Origin of the sequence: Paenibacillus nuruki (assembly GCF_963311185.1) — a bacterium.
In the GTDB taxonomy this organism is placed as follows: domain Bacteria; phylum Bacillota; class Bacilli; order Paenibacillales; family Paenibacillaceae; genus Saccharibacillus; species Saccharibacillus nuruki.
The window spans coordinates 3,755,655-3,772,380 of the sequence record NZ_OY725677.1; the positions used below are offsets into that span (position 1 = coordinate 3,755,655).

14 protein-coding genes are annotated in these 16,726 nt (G+C 40.7%); 4 read left to right on the top strand and 10 right to left on the bottom strand.

Annotation, left to right across the window (positions count from 1 at the left end):
- Together RCP16_RS16690 and RCP16_RS16695 are read right to left on the bottom strand one after the other, a co-directional pair.
- Complete coding sequence (locus RCP16_RS16690) at nucleotides 1-870, bottom strand: hypothetical protein (RefSeq protein ID WP_273593067.1); 870 nt, start codon at nucleotides 868-870, stop codon at nucleotides 1-3.
- Entirely contained in the window at nucleotides 867-4,010 is a 3,144-nt protein-coding gene (locus RCP16_RS16695) for a DEAD/DEAH box helicase (RefSeq protein ID WP_137224848.1), read from the bottom strand. Before RCP16_RS16695 ends, RCP16_RS16690 begins: the two co-directional genes overlap by 4 nt.
- A 273-nt stretch (nucleotides 4,011-4,283) precedes the next feature.
- On the opposite strand from RCP16_RS16695, the gene RCP16_RS16700 reads away from it, so the two are divergent.
- Nucleotides 4,284-4,982, top strand: a complete 699-nt coding sequence (locus tag RCP16_RS16700) for a copper homeostasis protein CutC (protein WP_308640857.1) — start codon at nucleotides 4,284-4,286, stop codon at nucleotides 4,980-4,982.
- Here RCP16_RS16700 and RCP16_RS16705 read toward each other — a convergent pair.
- Nucleotides 4,965-5,888: an ROK family protein gene (locus RCP16_RS16705; RefSeq protein WP_069329524.1), complete on the bottom strand. Its 924-nt coding sequence runs from the start codon at nucleotides 5,886-5,888 to the stop codon at nucleotides 4,965-4,967. The genes RCP16_RS16700 and RCP16_RS16705 overlap by 18 nt on opposite strands.
- Before the next feature lie 166 nt (nucleotides 5,889-6,054).
- On the bottom strand, nucleotides 6,055-6,417 hold the full coding sequence (locus RCP16_RS16710; RefSeq protein WP_308640858.1) for a helix-turn-helix domain-containing protein: 363 nt from the start codon (nucleotides 6,415-6,417) through the stop codon (nucleotides 6,055-6,057).
- 65 nt (nucleotides 6,418-6,482) lie between these two features.
- On the opposite strand from RCP16_RS16710, the gene RCP16_RS22515 reads away from it, so the two are divergent.
- Nucleotides 6,483-6,767 carry a helix-turn-helix domain-containing protein gene (locus tag RCP16_RS22515; RefSeq protein ID WP_371748115.1) on the top strand — a complete coding sequence of 95 codons (285 nt, stop codon included), beginning with the start codon at nucleotides 6,483-6,485 and terminating at the stop codon, nucleotides 6,765-6,767.
- A 175-nt stretch (nucleotides 6,768-6,942) separates the two neighbouring features.
- The gene (locus RCP16_RS16715) at nucleotides 6,943-7,869 is read left to right on the top strand and encodes a methyl-accepting chemotaxis protein (RefSeq protein WP_308640859.1); all 927 of its coding nucleotides are present in this window, start codon (nucleotides 6,943-6,945) and stop codon (nucleotides 7,867-7,869) included.
- A 57-nt stretch (nucleotides 7,870-7,926) separates the two neighbouring features.
- Here the strand turns inward: RCP16_RS16715 and RCP16_RS16720 are convergent, their stop codons facing one another.
- The 4 genes from RCP16_RS16720 to RCP16_RS16735 all read right to left on the bottom strand — a co-directional run bounded on the left by RCP16_RS16720 (nucleotide 7,927) and on the right by RCP16_RS16735 (nucleotide 13,550).
- Entirely contained in the window at nucleotides 7,927-10,365 is a 2,439-nt protein-coding gene (locus tag RCP16_RS16720) for a glycoside hydrolase family 31 protein (RefSeq protein ID WP_308640860.1), read from the bottom strand.
- Nucleotides 10,366-10,481: 116 nt separating this feature from the next.
- Entirely contained in the window at nucleotides 10,482-11,750 is a 1,269-nt protein-coding gene (locus RCP16_RS16725; RefSeq protein WP_069329526.1) for an ABC transporter substrate-binding protein, read from the bottom strand.
- Between the two features lie 82 nt (nucleotides 11,751-11,832).
- Nucleotides 11,833-12,669 carry a carbohydrate ABC transporter permease gene (locus tag RCP16_RS16730; RefSeq protein ID WP_069329527.1) on the bottom strand — a complete coding sequence of 279 codons (837 nt, stop codon included), beginning with the start codon at nucleotides 12,667-12,669 and terminating at the stop codon, nucleotides 11,833-11,835.
- Nucleotides 12,669-13,550 carry a carbohydrate ABC transporter permease gene (locus tag RCP16_RS16735; protein WP_069329528.1) on the bottom strand — a complete coding sequence of 294 codons (882 nt, stop codon included), beginning with the start codon at nucleotides 13,548-13,550 and terminating at the stop codon, nucleotides 12,669-12,671. The genes RCP16_RS16730 and RCP16_RS16735 overlap by 1 nt, the downstream gene beginning before the upstream one ends.
- A 310-nt stretch (nucleotides 13,551-13,860) precedes the next feature.
- Here RCP16_RS16735 and RCP16_RS16740 point away from each other — a divergent pair, with 310 nt between their 5' ends.
- On the top strand, nucleotides 13,861-14,619 hold the full coding sequence (locus tag RCP16_RS16740) for a TspO-related membrane protein (RefSeq protein ID WP_137224840.1): 759 nt from the start codon (nucleotides 13,861-13,863) through the stop codon (nucleotides 14,617-14,619).
- Nucleotides 14,620-14,720: 101 nt separating this feature from the next.
- On the opposite strand, the gene RCP16_RS16745 is transcribed toward RCP16_RS16740, so the two are convergent.
- Together RCP16_RS16745 and RCP16_RS16750 are read right to left on the bottom strand one after the other, a co-directional pair.
- Nucleotides 14,721-15,101 (bottom strand): RidA family protein, encoded by a 381-nt coding sequence (locus RCP16_RS16745; protein WP_137224838.1) that lies wholly within the window; start codon nucleotides 15,099-15,101, stop codon nucleotides 14,721-14,723.
- 154 nt (nucleotides 15,102-15,255) lie between these two features.
- Nucleotides 15,256-16,485 carry an MFS transporter gene (locus RCP16_RS16750; protein ID WP_273593064.1) on the bottom strand — a complete coding sequence of 410 codons (1,230 nt, stop codon included), beginning with the start codon at nucleotides 16,483-16,485 and terminating at the stop codon, nucleotides 15,256-15,258.
- Nucleotides 16,486-16,726 lie beyond the last annotated feature (241 nt).

Below are 16,726 nucleotides of genomic sequence, written 5' to 3' on the forward strand. Positions count from 1 at the left end.
TTATTTTGCAAAATGACTCCGCATCATACGTTCTGCCACCTGTTTGCGTACTTCTTGATAACCTATTCCGGCGCCTTGTACCCCTGGTAATAATGCTTGAATATCAGGTATTTGTAATTCTTTATTTTCGACAAATGGAATTATCTTTTTGGCGGTTGCGCCTTCTAATTGCTTATTCCACTTTTTACTTGATTGGTTCAAATATGCTTCAATCTCTGCTAGTCCTTCTCCGGGTTGATGCAGTGTTCCGGCTGTTGCCGCTTCAGCAAGTAAACTGCCTAGATTCGGTTCATCTGAAAAAGGCTGTCCAGCCATCGTACCATCTTCTAAAGCAAATTCACTTTGAGCTTGTTCGGAGACATGTTTGCCCCAGATATGGAAAATATCTTTGGATAACGTCTGTGGACTCCAGCCTGCTAATTGCCATGCCAGCAAAGGATTCGCTGACAGACGTTCGATCGACTTCTGGATCACAGCTTGCACTTGCGGACTTTGCAATTCCCACTGACTTTCCACTTGTTGTACAGGTAGATTGGCAGAGGTAGATTGTTCTTTGAGATAAGGTGTATAAAGTAGTAAATCTTCTCCAGTCGAAGACCATTCATGTACATCTTGAAGCACATGTTTGGGCATCAGGTCGACGTCTTTGGTTGTCGCTGAAGGAGATTCCATATTTAACAATAGATACATACTCCATGCCGAAGCACTGAGTGATCCCAACATTTTTTGCTTTTCGTCTTCCGATGGAAGTTCAATATGCAAAGTTACATTTGAATCTTCAGTGGCTTTGGCTGTAGAAGGATAGACCTGAGCCTGAATCTGCCCTGTATGGACTTGCCAGTTGCTTACTGTCCATTCTATATCACTCATTCGTCAGCTCCCCATTCCGCAGATTGAAGAGATACCAATTGCTTCAATTCTTCATCTGACATTTCAGTTAGCCATTGCTCGCCTGTACCGATTACTTGCTCTGCCAGTGTTTTTTTACTTTCAATCAATTCATCAATACGCTCTTCTAGTGTACCCTGACAGATTAACTTATGCACCTGTACATTACGGCGCTGTCCGATTCGGAATACACGGTCTGTCGCCTGGTTCTCTACCGCAGGATTCCACCAGCGATCATAGTGAATCACATGATTCGCTCGGGTTAGATTCAGCCCTACGCCACCTGCTTTGAGAGAAAGTACGAATAATGGAGGTCCTTGATCATTTTGAAAAGCATCGATCATTTCGTCACGCAATACTTTGCTGACTCCACCATGTAAAAAGAACGGTTCTTGTCCATAATGCTTACTCAAACGAGCAGTAAGCAGTTCACCCATTTCGACATACTGGGTAAAGACTAACGCAGATTCCCCGCTATCACGAATCATATCCAGCAGTTCAATCAAACGTGCCATTTTACCAGAACGTTCTTGTTTGGACGTATCTGGCTTACCGTTACTGGCTACCAGATGAGGATGATCACAAATCTGCTTCAATTTGGTCAATGAAGAGAGCACAATCCCTTTACGTGTAATGCCTCCACTACTGCCCATCCGTCCTAACATTTCAGACACTACGCTTTGATATAGACCGGCTTGTTCGACCGTCATATAACAATACGATTTGAGTTCGATCTTATCCGGTAGATCACGGCGAATATCAGGATCACTTTTCAGACGACGCAACATGAATGGAGCTACTAATTTGCGTAACGTCTGTAAACGACTCTCCATCTCAACACCAGACGCATTATACATCTGACGGAACGATGAAGAAGTGCCCAGATATCCTGGATTCAAGAATTGGAAAATAGACCATAACTCACTCAAGCGATTTTCTACAGGTGTCCCTGTCATTGCAATTCGGTGAGGCGCATTGAGTTTCATTACACTTTGCGCTTGTTTGGTACGGTAATTTTTAATATATTGAGCTTCATCCAAGACAATCGAAGCCCAGTGCACTTCACGTAAATCTTCTCCGTCTCGTCCAGCTAAATGATACGTGGTGAGCACAATATCATGGGAGCGAGCTTCTTGTAGAAATTCTTCGCCACGTGGACGACGACTGCCGTGATGAATATAGAGATTCATTTCAGGTGCAAAACGTTCCAATTCACGTTGCCAGTTCCCGAGTAAAGAGGTCGGGCAGACGATAAGACGTGGGCCTGCGGAAGGTTGGTCTAACATACAAGTGATTACCTGTATTGTTTTACCGAGTCCCATATCATCAGCAAGACAAGCACCGAATCCTAGATCACGCATAGCCGCAAGCCATTGGAATCCTCGCTCTTGATAAGGACGTAGTGTTCCATGAAGACCTTCAGGTACTTGACGCACAGGAATATCCCGCCAAGCATTGCCTTCCATCAGACCATTCAACAACGATCCAGTCTCAATTTCAAAAATATGCAGACCATTCCATGAATTTTCGTCTTCATCCGCATAGATATGCATCAATTCATTGAACGAAATTTCGCCTTCTTCATGACGGCGAATAAAGCGCAATACCTGACGAATTTCGGTCAGATCGACTTCGATCCAGCCACCATCAAAAGGAATCAAAGGCACGCCGTTTTTAGCGATTTCCGCTAATTCAGCCACAGTTAATGTTTTGCCATCTAGAACAGCTTCCGGTTCAAAAGCAACCATCTGATTCATACCCAGACGGGATGTTTCTTCAGGTCCACGACTGCTATCTTGTGGAGTTTTAAGTTTTAATTTGACTCCGCTACGGCGCTTACCTTCTCTTGTCCAGCGTGAAGGAATCTGCACAGCCACGCCAGATTTGCGCAATCTAGGCACATCTTCTTTGAGAAAAGTATAGACATCCGCAGCTTCCATATATCCACCTTCAGGGCTTGCTACTTCTAGAAAAGAAGCTACAATCGGTGAACGTTCTGCCGCTTGTCCAAGTTGAATTAAAATATGCTGTTGTACATTTTCATACGTACGACCACGTACAACTAACTCTGTATCATCATGCTTCCATAACACACCTACAGGTATCAATATAGCTGCATCGGATTCATCATCTGCCCAGAAAGACATTCGCCATTCTTGAGTGTTCGAGTACATCGCTTGTTCCGCAGGTGTAGCATCTGCTGAAACCGGTGGTTCCAATCGCACCACAAGGCGTAATTCTCCCTTGCGTTCTTCAACACTGTCCATTTCAGGCACAGGTACAGCGGCTCCATTATGTTCACGAATCTGTGCCGCCAGTTCGGCCATATCATCGGCTGTTCCTTGTACTGCTAGATCACCTGTCGCATCAAACATCGAGTTCCACCACAAATGAGCTTGTGGTGAAGTTCCGCGGCGGTAAGCTGCCATATAAGCTCTAAACTTGCCATAACCCGCATCACGGAACATACGCCGAATCTCGGCATCCATCACAGCGACCAAGAATGAATGTAGTACATCTGCACGTGCTTGTGCCGGACGATCCGGTTCTGAAGCAGGGAAAAGCGATAGCGCTGATAATCCGATCATCGGAATAGCATCTGCTAATTTGCCAAACATCTCACGGTCTTCCCCTTGTAAAAGAGGTTTCCATGTTCCATGTAATGTGGCTTGTGCACTGCGGCGACCTGTTCCTGCAATCACTGTGCTATCCGGCAAAATCTTACCTTCTCGCAATAGCTTTTGTGCAAATTGAACAGCTCTATGCCAGTAGCGCATCTCTCCACCCGGTGTAATTCCTTGACGTGCTAACAGTGCTTCATCCCAATTTAGTAGCAAATCATAAGCTTGCTCAGGGGATAAAGCGAGTCCTTCCACCATTCTACCTGGCAGGCGTTTGCTTCTTCCTGCGCGACGTGTAGGTACTTCTTTGGCACTTCCACCTGAAGGACCGAACTTCAATTCAGCTAGACGCAATCCAGATTGTGCAAACGGCTTACGACCGATTGGCATCTCTAGACGACGCATGACTTTCATCCAAGCATCGACCTTAGGTTCAGACATTTCACCGGAAAAACAAAAAAATACGTCTCCGATCCATATTCCATATAACGGTTGATCCATCTTTGTCTCCCGTCCATCTCAGTTACGTTTTCATAATAAGTGCTTATCTATACCAGCACGACTAAGTCAAATGAGAAAATGATTTTATCACCAAAATTCTGACAAACAACAATAATCTTTGTCAGAGTAGGTATCTTATCTATTATAAGGGTGGATGCCCAAAAATTCCAGATTTCCTACTAAAAAGACTGAGATTCATTTTAAAAATCTTAAAATGGCAATCGGGAACATGGTAAGCTGTCTATAAATAGGAGTACAGAAAGAGAGGTTGTTATGCGAAAAATACTGGAAGTGATTGCAACAACGCCAGCAGATGCTATCATTGCAGATCAAGCAGGTGCAGATCGAATCGAATGGATAGCGGCTCAACAAGAAGGAGGGCTTACACCCAGCCTCGACGTTATCGAACAAATGACCGAATCGGTCTCTATTCCTATCAATATGATGGTGCGTCCACATAGTCATCATTTTGTATATGATGCTGCTGATCTAACGCAGATGATACAAGATATCCGTCATATCTCTCGTACGGATGTAGCAGCGATAGTCACTGGTGTACTAACTGCGGATAGAGAGATTGACATTATTGCATTAGAGCGACTACTGGATGCGGCAGATGGCAAGCCTTTTACGTTCCATCGTGCTTTTGACGAATTGGATGATCTAGAGCGAGGGCTGGAGATATTGTCACGCTATCCTCAGATTACGCATATTTTAACTTCAGGGGGGCAACCTTCAGTGATACAAGCTACCGAGCCAATGATTACTCTGGATCGCTTAGCCAGACAATCTCATATTCAATTGATTGCTGGAGCAGGATTAACTTTGCAGAATCTGGCTTCCTTTATCAAAGAGACATGTATTCAAGAAGTTCATTTGGGTAGCGCTATGCGTATCAATAGCGATATTCAGCTTGCTCTTGATCCCGCACGAATCGCCGAAGCACAGCGTATTTTACAATTGAGCATTTAACATAGCAATTCGAGCCGCTCCTACCATGCCTGCATGATTCCCTAATTGTGCAGGCATTAATAATACCGGTCTACCGCCCAATTCTTGAATACGTTGAAGAAGCAATTCCCACCACGTTCCACGTGTAACAATTACACCACCACCGATCACAATCGCCTGTGGATCAAAGATTTGATCCATATTAATAATCGTATTTGCCAGATCATTGATCCATCCGTCTAATATAAATAATGCTTCTGCTGTGCCTTGCTTGGCTTCTCTCATCAAAGTATATGCATTCCAACCGGGTACATACTCATCTGCACGACGATGTAGTGCTGTGCCTGAGATATACTGTTCAACACATCCTTTTTTACCACAATTACAAGGTAAGCCTCCAGGGTGTAGAATCATATGCCCTAATTCACCAGCTCCTCCGTATTGACCGGAGATGACTTCACCATAGTGAACAAGCGCACCACCTACTCCTGTTCCGATCGTTAGCATGATAGAAGATTGTACCTGAGAAGATGCACCAATCCAGTCTTCTCCTGCGGCAGCAGCATGAGCATCATTGACAATCCATGATGGTAGTCCTGTTGAAGCAGTAACCAATTCAGCCAGACGCATCCCTTTCCATCCCGGCAAATTATCAGTCGCATCAATTACGATCCCACTTTCACGATCGATTCGACCTGCGGAACCGATACCGATACCATGAACCGAGATAAAGCGTTGTTTCACACTATCATAGACAATACTTTTGAGTTCATTGGCGATATATAAGACTCGTCCTAATATAAATTCAGCACCTTGTTCTGCTTGGGTAGGCAACTCCATACGTTCAATCATCTGTCCCTGCTCATTTACCAAAGCACCTTTGATGCCAGTGCCTCCTATATCTATTCCGATCCAGCATGATTGCATGTGTTCATCTCCATCAGTTTAAGATTCCTATGTAACATTGCTATACAATGTTATCGAATCATTCGTCCTGAAAAATTATACTTTGTAACACAAAGAAACATTTTATTATAAAAGAAAACATGAAATGATTAAATAGTTGTTCAATCATAAGATAGATGGTACCTATTTATTGCGCTTCACCTTGATCGTGTCGAGTACGAATCATTTCGCGTACAACCGTTTCAACAACTCTTTTTTCCAATTTGCTTAAAAGGTTAATCTGAGAAGCCAGCGTTAATTCACTTTCGTTTACATTAGATTGTTTATTCGTTGTAGGTCCTTTCAATTCTGTTGTACCCATCAAAATCCAATCGGTAGATACACGAAAACAGTCCGACAATAAAATTATAATCTTACCCCCTGGCACATTTTTGTTATTTTCATAATTACTGATCGCCGCACTATTACTACCAATAATATCTGCTAATTCTTTCATAGATAGCCCGTTAGCAGTTCTTAAATAACGTATTCTTTCTCCAATAGATAACATAAGCATCTTCCTTCCGCTAAAAATTATTAGTGAAAGTATTGCATTTACTAATAATAATTAATAAAATGAGTTATATAGAATATGTATTCGCATATTCTTTTTCAAAAGTTTTGTATATTTTAGAAAGGAGAGGGAGTTGTATAACTAGACGAAAGTTGACTCCATTCGGACTTAAAGTCAGAAAAAGACTGTTAGACTTGGGCATCTCGCAAATTCAACTAGCTGAACAAATAGGCACAAGCAAAAGTTATCTTAATCATGTTTTATATGGTGAACGTTCCGGTAAAAAGTATAAATGTAAGATTATAGATCATTTGAAGATGGAAGATGAATCCATAGATGTTATTTAAACTAAATTATCTATTCCAAAATATTGTATCATAATTTTTATTTGGGATTGTACATCTATGTAAATATTCTTATAACAACCTATTAATAAAAATATTGATCCTTTTCTAACGAATGAAAAAGACTGTTGTTTATGTAAGGTTTGCGTCAAATGCTAAGAAAATAGGAGGTCTTTCATTGAATTTTATAGCTCGACGAAGCACTCAAGTCTTAGAAGCAGATTCTGTATTGACTGCATTGGAATACTCACTGGCCATGATTGAATTCGATTTACAACATCAGGTACTATGGGTTAACTCTCCCTTCGCTAAAGTAATGGGTTATACCGAATCTGAGATCCTAGGTATGCTACACCATCAGTTTTGTTCTGATGAATTTGTCAGCAGTCCAGAATATGTAGAATTTTGGACTATGCTTACTCGTGGCGAAAAGATTCAACGTAAAATTTTGCGGATTGCTAAAAACGGTTCAAAACTTTGGTTTGAGGCTACATATATGCCGATAATAGACCATTTAGGAAATATCGAAGGCATTTTGAAAATAGCGACAGATATTACCTGGCGTGAAAATAATAATCTGGCTCTAGTCTCCGAATTATTAGCCTCATCCAGTCATCTGAAGTTGCGCGCTCATGAGGGTACAAGCCGTAATCAGGAATTATCAACTGTGATGCAAAATATGGTACACGAATTAAATCTTACTTTAGCTACGCTAAGTGATCTAGAAAATAATTTCAAATCCATCTATACGATTATTCAAGGGGTCAAAGATATTGCTGAACAAACAAATTTGCTTGCTTTAAATGCGACGATCGAAGCTGCACGAGCGGGAGAACATGGGCGAGGATTTGAAGTGGTCGCCAAAGAAGTAAGAAAGCTATCTCAGCAAACGAAAGCGACGATTATGCAGGCAGAACAACAAATAAGTGACTTCAAAAAGAATATAGTTAAAGTTAGCGAAGATACGAATGAATCGAAAAGCAACTTGGCTACCCGTGAAGCACTCATTCATCATATTATTGAAGAATTTGAGCATATCAATCAGACCGCGAATCTTCTGGACAAAGAAGCCCAAAAGTTCAGACAACTGTTTCTAGATAACTAATGCTAGCTAAAAAAGGTCATCTCCTTCACCAATCTCTGTGAAAGAAATGACCTTTTTTTAGACTTTTAGAATCCATTCATTTTGTTCGGTATCCAATACTTGAATTAAAATATCGCCACTTTGTTCATCCATACTCCAGCCTGTTTTCCCTTCAGCCAGATCATCCAATGTGATTGACTCTAGCCCTACAATTTCGGATGGCGTGAATTCAGGTTGACGTAATGTAAAGCGCAATTGCTCACGTACAGCTACATATTCTCTATGAGCATAGCGCATCGACAACCGTAATCCATCGGTCTCCCCTTGTACACGAATATCCAGCTTTGAGTGCTTGCCATTTTCATAAGCAAATGTTTCTCCATCATCTTCATATAGACTGTATCCCGCGGTAAATGAAGTATCTGCAATCGCACCATAAATATGGAATGTAATCGAATCGTCAGCTTGATCACCGGTATATTGACGTAAAGATCCTTCAACTACAATCGAACTTGCACGGATAAACATCGGTAATACATCCAGCGGAGCATCAACTAATATATGCTTGCCTCCTTGATGACGTTCACCTGTCCAGTAATCATGCCATATGCCTTCTGGTAAATACACTGCACGACAGTAAGTATCCGGTCGGTAGATCGGTGCAATTAATACATCGGCGCCTACAAGAAATTGATCACATAGATTCGTCACTTGTGGATCACGTGGATATTCTAGAATCAATGGACGAATAATCGGCATTCCTGTCTGGGACGCTTCATGAAATAGATTGTACAGATGGGGTAACCAGCGATAACGTAGCCCGATATATTCACGCAAAACACCTTCAATCTGCTCACCAAACGACCATGGTTCCTGACGTGTTGTGCCCAGAGAAGAGTGATTCCGACAATACGGGAAAAAGGCTCCCATCTGCGTCCATCTTACCAATAACTGTGCAGACGTATGATGTGCGAATCCGCCAATATCAGGCCCTGCAAAAGGTAATCCGGATAGACCCATATTAAGTACCATAGGAATCGCCATCGCCATATGCTCCCAGAAGCTACGATTATCCCCTGTCCAGATAGCCGCATACCGCTGAATACCTGAATAGCCTGCACGGGTCAAAATAAACGGACGACGACCATTCATATGATCTTTCATACCTTCATATGTCGCTTTGGACATTAATAATCCGTACAAATTATGCAATTCTTCATGTGTCATTGGCTTGCCATTATTTTTATGAATCACATCCAAGTCCATCGTTTTCAATGTATTAAAAACAGCCGGTTCATTCATATCATTCCAGATGCCTTCTATCCCGAGTGAGGTATAATATTCATGCAATTGACCCCACCACTCCGCTGTTCGATTATCTGTGAAATCAGGAAAAGCGCTGGTACCCGGCCATACATCTCCGAAATAAATATCTCCTTCTAAGTAACGGCAGAAATGATCTTCTTGCACCCCTTCACGATATACGGGATATTTAGGATCTTTTTTCACGCCGGGATCGACGATTGGTACGATACGAATCCCCATTTCCTTCAGTTCGGCGATCATACCTTTCGGATCAGGAAAGCGAATTTTATCAAACGTAAATACACGATAGCCTTCCATATAATGAATATCCAGATAGATCACATCACACGGAATATCTTTCTCACGGAAATCACGTGCTAACTGCATCACTTCACTCTGGTTCATATAACTATAACGGGATTGATGATAACCAAGCGCCCATTTGGGTGGTAAAGAAATACGTCCGGTCATAGCGGTATACCGACGAATTACATCTTTCAATTCCGGTCCATAGATAAAGTAAATATCATATTCACCTGTAGAACATCCAATCGTATAGGCTACACCATGTGAACGCATATCAAAGTCTGAACGCCCCGGGTTATCCAAGAAAATGCCGTATGTGGTCTCGCCTTGCATATGCAGTAACAATGGAATCGATTCATACAACGCTTCGATCTCTGGCATATGTGGAGCATACACATCCGTATTCCACATCGTGTACCGTTCTCCACGTTTATCAAGAAAGCTCGACTTTTCCCCTAAGCCATAAAAGTGAGAGCCTTCTTGCATATTGAACAATCCATTTGTTGCTCCACGCGGACTCCAACTGACTGTTTCTTGACGGGCAATCTCTTGACCATTCTTGTCTAACACCGTTAGTGCAAACGTTTGCCTATTGAGCAAAACTTGAATAACCGATGTTGTAAAAACAAGGTTTTCTTCATTTTCTTCAACTTCTGGTTGGGATGTTTCTGTGCGAGGTAATATGGCTATCGTTGTCGATAAATCAGGATATTCTCCTTGAAATACTTTGAAGCGAAATTCGCCATCTGATAAAAAAATAAGGGCGGCATGACTGCGTTCTCCGTAACAAAGGTAAGCTCCATTATGTTCTTGCCAGCGAATCATATGTCCAAATGAGTTCCATGTTTCTTGCACGACAGGTAATCCTGCTTTGTCCGGGTGTATCGCTTCGCTAGTATCTTCCATTCTACTTTTCCCCTCCACTTTGGCTTTTGGTGGGACATGATATACCTTGATCATAGATCAGGCTTACGCCTGCTACTCGCTTAGCCTGATCTACGACAAGACCTATTCATGTCAGACTATCTTAATTGCAAATTAACCCATTCTGCTTGCATTTGTTCCAGCATCTCATCTCTAGTCAACTCGCCAGCGATGTATGCTTGAATCGTACTGCCGTAATCTTTGGTTAATCCTGTTGCAAATCGTGGGAATACCCATTGGAGCGTTTTGCCTGCTTCATTGTATTTTACAATATCTGAACCGATAGGACCTAGCTGTTTATCAGTGGTAGGAATACTTTTGAAAGCAGGTATAAATTTAAATTCGTCAGTGATATAGTGTTTTCCTGTATCTGAAGTCACTAACCAATTTAAAAATTCTTTTGCTTCTGCTTTAACCGGTGAGTTTTTGTTCACAATCCAGTTGTTAGGCACGCTAACAAATAGACGATCATTTTCTTGCTTATCATTATTAATCGGGATAGGCATAAGTCCAATATTCATATTCGGCTTAATCCCGTCAATCTGTACCTGTGTCCAGTTCCCTTGTTGCATCATAGCGGCTTTACCATTGGCGAACAACGTTACCTGTGTATTGTAATCCGTCGTTAACGGATTATTATTTCCGTATTTCACCATCAGATCAACCAGATTCAACCAGTCTGTAAATTTCTCGTTTCCTGGAATCTGTGCTGTACCTGCATCCAATTGTTGTAGAAATTGTACAGGATCACTTTGATGCGCAAACGGAATATTGGAATTATGATTCCCTAACACCCACCATTCTTGGAATGCATTTGAGAATGGAATATAACCGGCAGCTTTCAGCTTTTCACAGACGGCTTGTAATTCTTCTAATGTGGTAGGTAATTCTTTAATCCCTACTTTATCAAAAATATCTTTGTTATAAATAAATCCATATCCTTCTAAACCGATCGGTTGTCCATAGATGTGTCCGTCACGACTAATCGATTCTTTCGCTCCATCGACCAGATCGCTCACCCACGGCTGATCTGACAAATCTTCCATGTATTCAAACCACAGATTCATTTCTTCATATCCACCGTTACTGAAAATATCAGGTTCATCCCCTGAAGCAAATTTGGCTTTAAGCGAAGCAGCATAATCACTACCGCCACCGACAGACTGAATATCCAACTTCACGCCAGGATGTGTTTTTTCATACTCTACTTTTAATTTGGCAAGTGCATCAGAGATTTCTACTTTATATTGATAAATATGAATCGTTTTGGTTCCACCTGCATCTTCTGTATTCTGATTGCCACAACCGGATAATACTGTCGCTAATCCGAATAGCAAAGTCAGTGGTAGTAAAAGTATTTTTTTCATACTTCGATCCTCCTGTTTTGCTGATTTAGATTTTTTCTCTATTTCATTTTGAATATTAATTGTAGGTCAGAGAATCTTCCTATTACCCTTTAACTGATCCTGAAGTGATACCTTCGATAATATAACGCTGCATAAACAGGAAGAAAATAATAATAGGCGTAATGCCAAGTACCAACGCAGGTAATGCCATATCCCATTGCTTCGTGTATTGACCGAAGAAGCTATACGTCGCGATAGGAATGGTGCGTAATTCTGGACTCGATAAGATTAGAGAAGGCAAAAGATAATCGTTCCAGATCCATAATGTGTTCAGAATAATAACTGTTACAAACATCGGCTGCATTAATGGACACACAATACGGAAAAATACGCCATAACGTGAAGAACCATCTACACGCGCCGCTTGTTCAATTTCAAGAGGAACCGTTTTGACGAATCCGTGGAAAAGAAACACAGATAACGGTGCCCCAAATCCAAGATAACTTACGATCAACCCGTACATGCTATTATTCAAACGATATTTACTTGCCATTTCCATCAATGGCAACATGATTGATTGAAATGGAATAACCATCGCAGCAACAAATACGAAGAATAGAATGCGATTAAACAAAGAAGGCTGACGTACCATCTGATAAGCCGCCATTGAACTGATTAAGACGAGTAATAGATTACTAACGATCGTAACGATCAATGAATTTTTAAGTGCTGTAGGAAAATCAATAGCTGTCCATGCTTTGGCATAATTGCTCCATAAATAAGCTTGCGGCAAGCCTGCTGAATTGGACAAAATGTCTGCAAATGACTTAACAGAGTTGACCAATAGAAAATAAAACGGAATCAGGAAGATTAAGCCGACAATCACAACAATAATTTCGAGAATCAGTGTACGCACACCGTATCGTTTTTGAATATCCATTACAGTTCAACCTCCCTGCTTTTCGTCAGACGTACCTGCACACTGGTAATCAGTGCAACAATCACGAAGAAAATAACTGCTTTTGCTGTACCTAAGCCTAGACGGTTATTGGTAAAGGCTTCATTATAAATATCCAATGCTACCGATTCAGTCGCTTTGAATGGTCCACCATTGGTTAACGCTAAGTTGAGATCGAACATTTTGAATGCCCATGAGATCGCTAAGAACAAGCAGATCGTAATCGCAGGCATAATTAATGGGAAAATAATATGACGCACTACTTGCCAGCGTGTCGCTCCATCAATCTCAGCCGATTCCAAAACATCTTTGGGTACATTGTTTAACGACGATATGTAAATAACCATCAAGTAACCTGCGGTCTGCCAGACAAACACAATCACGATTCCCCAGAATGAAGTAGCGCGATCACCTAACCATGGAAGATTGAATAACGATAATCCAGTAGCTTCACCGACAGCAGCAAATCCTTTGATAAAAATAAACTGCCAGATGAATCCAAGTAATAATCCACCGATCATATTCGGCATAAAGAAAATCGTACGCATCAGATTACGTGTAAATAAAGGTTTGGTCAAAATATACGCTAAAGCAAAGCCTATAACATTGGTAATAATAATGCCTACTACTGTAAAGCGAACGGTAAACCAAAATGCATTTCGGAAATCAGGATCTTTGGTAACGATATGTGTGTAATTGCTAAATCCAACCCAGTTGATTGTTTTCGAAATCCCATTCCAATCTGTAAATGAGTAGTACAGTCCCAAAATAAAGGGGATAATCACAATCAATGCAAAAAACAACGTTGCAGGTCCTACAAAAACAATCTGTTGAATCCATTGTGACGCTTTTTTACCGACCATATTCAATGTCCTCCTTCAAGTCCCTTTTATCAGCTGAAACAATCAACATATTGTTATATACCCAAGGTTTGTCAAATTGATGACTGTTTTAGGAATATTCATTTCAAATTATGAGAGCGTATTCATTTTTTTGAATCCAATACATGCATATATGAGTATATCCATATGATTACTTTTATCACTTCTGCTAATAGGTGGTAAATAACTTATCCTGTGTAATTACAGCTTCAAATGGGTATATAGTTAAAGCATTCTGTTTATTGAATGTTAGCTTTACATATAAACTCAAAAAAATAAGGAGGGGCTCCTATTGTCCAAACTCAATACGTACAAATGGCTTAATGCAGTAGCTATTGCAGCTGTATTGGTTATGAATTATCTAGCAGCAACATTACCGTTATTTGGTAGAGGTACAGGTGAAATTTCAGACATGTTCGAAATTCTATTAACACCTGCTAGTTATGCATTTTCCATATGGTCTGTAATCTATCTGCTATTAGTCGGCTTTGTAATTTATCAATTCCGCAATTCTTCTGAAAGTAACGAAGGAATCGAAGCAGTCGGAATGTGGTTAGTCATCAATTCATTATGTAATATCATCTGGTTATTCTTCTGGCACTCTTTATTAACTGAGATTGCAACAGTGATTATTATTTTGTTATTATTAACCACCATTGTGTTGTATGTACGCACAAGAAGAATCGTTCGTCCTTCTGTAGCGCAGATTATTCTCGTCAAATTACCTTTCAGTATTTATATGGGTTGGGTATCCGTAGCTACGATTTTGAATATAGGAATCGTCTTACACAAAAATGATTGGTCTGGTTTTGGACTATCACCGACTGTCTGGTCAGTCATTGGACTAATCGTAGGTGCATTGATTGCTCTTGTGATTGGATATCGCTATCGTGATAGTATTTATCCGCTAGTCTTTGTATGGGCGTATAGTGCGATTGCATTCAAACATCAAGACTCCCATGCCACATGGTTAACGGCTATTATTTTAGCAGTTGTGCTGTTTATCTATGCGATCTTTATCTTCTTTGTTCGTAATCGTACACGGGATTAAGAATGTAATAGATATGTAGTGCGATTGTGTTGCATGATCTTTAATTTGATCAAAAAAAGGCGTTCTCTATACACGAGAACGTCTTTTTTAAGTTCATCTAATTATTTTTTCAAAGCGATAACTTCGATCTCAACCAAAGCATCTTTCGGTAGACGAGCTACCTGTACAGCACTACGTGCCGGATAGGGTTCTTTGAAAAATTGACCATAAATCTCATTCATTGCTGCGAAATCATTCATGTCTTGCAAAAATACAGTCGTTTTGACCACTTGATCTAAACTGCTACCTGCGGCATCTAGAACAGCAGTGACATTTTCAAGAGCTACACGTGCTTGCTCTTGTACACCTTCTGCTAATTCTCCACTGACAGGATCAAGACCCAATTGACCAGATGCGAAAATAAAAAGCCCTGTATCAATCGCTTGGGAATAAGGTCCAAGTGCTCCAGGAGCACGATCGGTAGAAATCGGTTGTTTGCTCATTGATCATAACCTCTTTTCATCAAAATAGTGTAATTGAATGTATACCTATAGTTTGCAGTATGTCTGAACTCATTTTAAGCGTGTACACTGGAGTTTGGCAATTTTTATCTGTTCAATCATGATAATCTTCTATCTGTTAAGTCACTCGTTAGATTTACAAAGAATGAGGATTGGGATTTTTCAATACTTTACGTCCTACTGTCAAGGCTAGTAATAACAATAGAATACCTACCGCTGTCTGAAATCCAAATACCTGCACCCATCTAGGCAAAGGCTCAATCCATTCAAAAATCTTACCGCCTACCAGTGGCCCAATAAAAGAAGTTAGTCCTGTAATGGCAGAATAGACAGCGATAAACATCGGACGATCATTTTTCGGCGTATCTCCAATAATAAAGTTAAAAGATAATTGGTTGAATCCACCCACTCCTACGCCTAGCAACATATGAATAATCAATAATGCCAGCACCGTCGGAATAATCGCATTTAGACTCCAAGCGATACAAGAAGCCGCAATAAATGGCAATGTCCAATACAGCAATGTTTTGTTGCTAAAGCGTGCATTCATATTGCCCCAGAAATAAAAGCTGATCATCATAAATATGGTCTGCACTACTGTCATCGTCGATGTAATCGAGTAACTCACATGCAGTACTTCTAACATCACATACGAGTATAACGGAACAACCAGTGTCTGCAACAATAACCAGCACGCTAGAAACCATGTTGCTTTCATAAATAGACCATCATATAACGGCTTACGCAACATGGGTACGAACTTGGTCTCTGCTGAACGCTCGAAAGGTGCATCTGGATAGAATAAAAAGATCACCACATTCATAACAACACAGATCCAGACAATAATATATAAAATCAGAAAACCTTGCCCGCCGGGATACTTATCCAGTAGAAATCCTCCGACAAATAACGTGATACTACCGAGCGCATTCAATATTGTATTGCGAATCCCAAAATATCTACCTCGTAATCGTCCGGGCACAATATCCCCGATCAACGAAGCCCATACGACACCAATTACGGCATTCGCTACAAAGGCTGAAATATACAACATAATAAAAGCAGGAACCCAGAGTTCTTTGGCAAAAATAAACGGTACAAGCCCTGTGGCTCCCCATAATACGCGGTGCAGAAATACAGATAAAATCAATACCCATTTCCGCTTATGTAATCGTTGGATAAGAAAAGCAACAATCACCTGTCCGACATTGACCAGTGTGGTTAATGCAATCACAAATCCAATCTCTCCTGCTGTCGCACCAAGATACAGTAAAAAACCGGTTAAAAAAGGTCCTCCTAATAACGTCGCAAATATCGTAGCTGGAATGCCTTCTGCTGTAGCGATTCGTAAATGATTACGATACATCGAATATCGTCGCTTCTGCACATTCAAACGGTTAAGTCCAAGAGCACGTCTTCGTTTGATAAGTATCCTCTCCTTCGTAAATGACAAAAGTAACCTTGACTACGAAAACTTTAGAGTTAGGTTTGTTTACCCTTCCTGAAGATAACCAAACGTTGATTATACTCTTGTTTAGACATGTATCCGTTATCATTTCAGTAATCATGCAACAAACAAATTGATAAATAAATTGAATTTATTTGTT

Bases quoted from the DNA above. Each gene is read 5' to 3' on its own strand.
- RCP16_RS16690 (WP_273593067.1), bottom strand. From the start codon at position 870: ATGAGTGATATAGAATGGACAGTAAGCAACTGGCAAGTCCATACAGGG.
- RCP16_RS16695 (WP_137224848.1), bottom strand. From the start codon at position 4,010: ATGGATCAACCGTTATATGGAATATGGATCGGAGACGTATTTTTTTGT.
- RCP16_RS16700 (WP_308640857.1), top strand. From the start codon at position 4,284: ATGCGAAAAATACTGGAAGTGATTGCAACAACGCCAGCAGATGCTATC.
- RCP16_RS16705 (WP_069329524.1), bottom strand. From the start codon at position 5,888: ATGCAATCATGCTGGATCGGAATAGATATAGGAGGCACTGGCATCAAA.
- RCP16_RS16710 (WP_308640858.1), bottom strand. From the start codon at position 6,417: ATGTTATCTATTGGAGAAAGAATACGTTATTTAAGAACTGCTAACGGG.
- RCP16_RS22515 (WP_371748115.1), top strand. From the start codon at position 6,483: ATGAGTTATATAGAATATGTATTCGCATATTCTTTTTCAAAAGTTTTG.
- RCP16_RS16720 (WP_308640860.1), bottom strand. From the start codon at position 10,365: ATGGAAGATACTAGCGAAGCGATACACCCGGACAAAGCAGGATTACCT.
- RCP16_RS16725 (WP_069329526.1), bottom strand. From the start codon at position 11,750: ATGAAAAAAATACTTTTACTACCACTGACTTTGCTATTCGGATTAGCG.
- RCP16_RS16730 (WP_069329527.1), bottom strand. From the start codon at position 12,669: ATGGATATTCAAAAACGATACGGTGTGCGTACACTGATTCTCGAAATT.
- RCP16_RS16735 (WP_069329528.1), bottom strand. From the start codon at position 13,550: ATGGTCGGTAAAAAAGCGTCACAATGGATTCAACAGATTGTTTTTGTA.
- RCP16_RS16745 (WP_137224838.1), bottom strand. From the start codon at position 15,101: ATGAGCAAACAACCGATTTCTACCGATCGTGCTCCTGGAGCACTTGGA.
- RCP16_RS16750 (WP_273593064.1), bottom strand. From the start codon at position 16,485: ATGTATCGTAATCATTTACGAATCGCTACAGCAGAAGGCATTCCAGCT.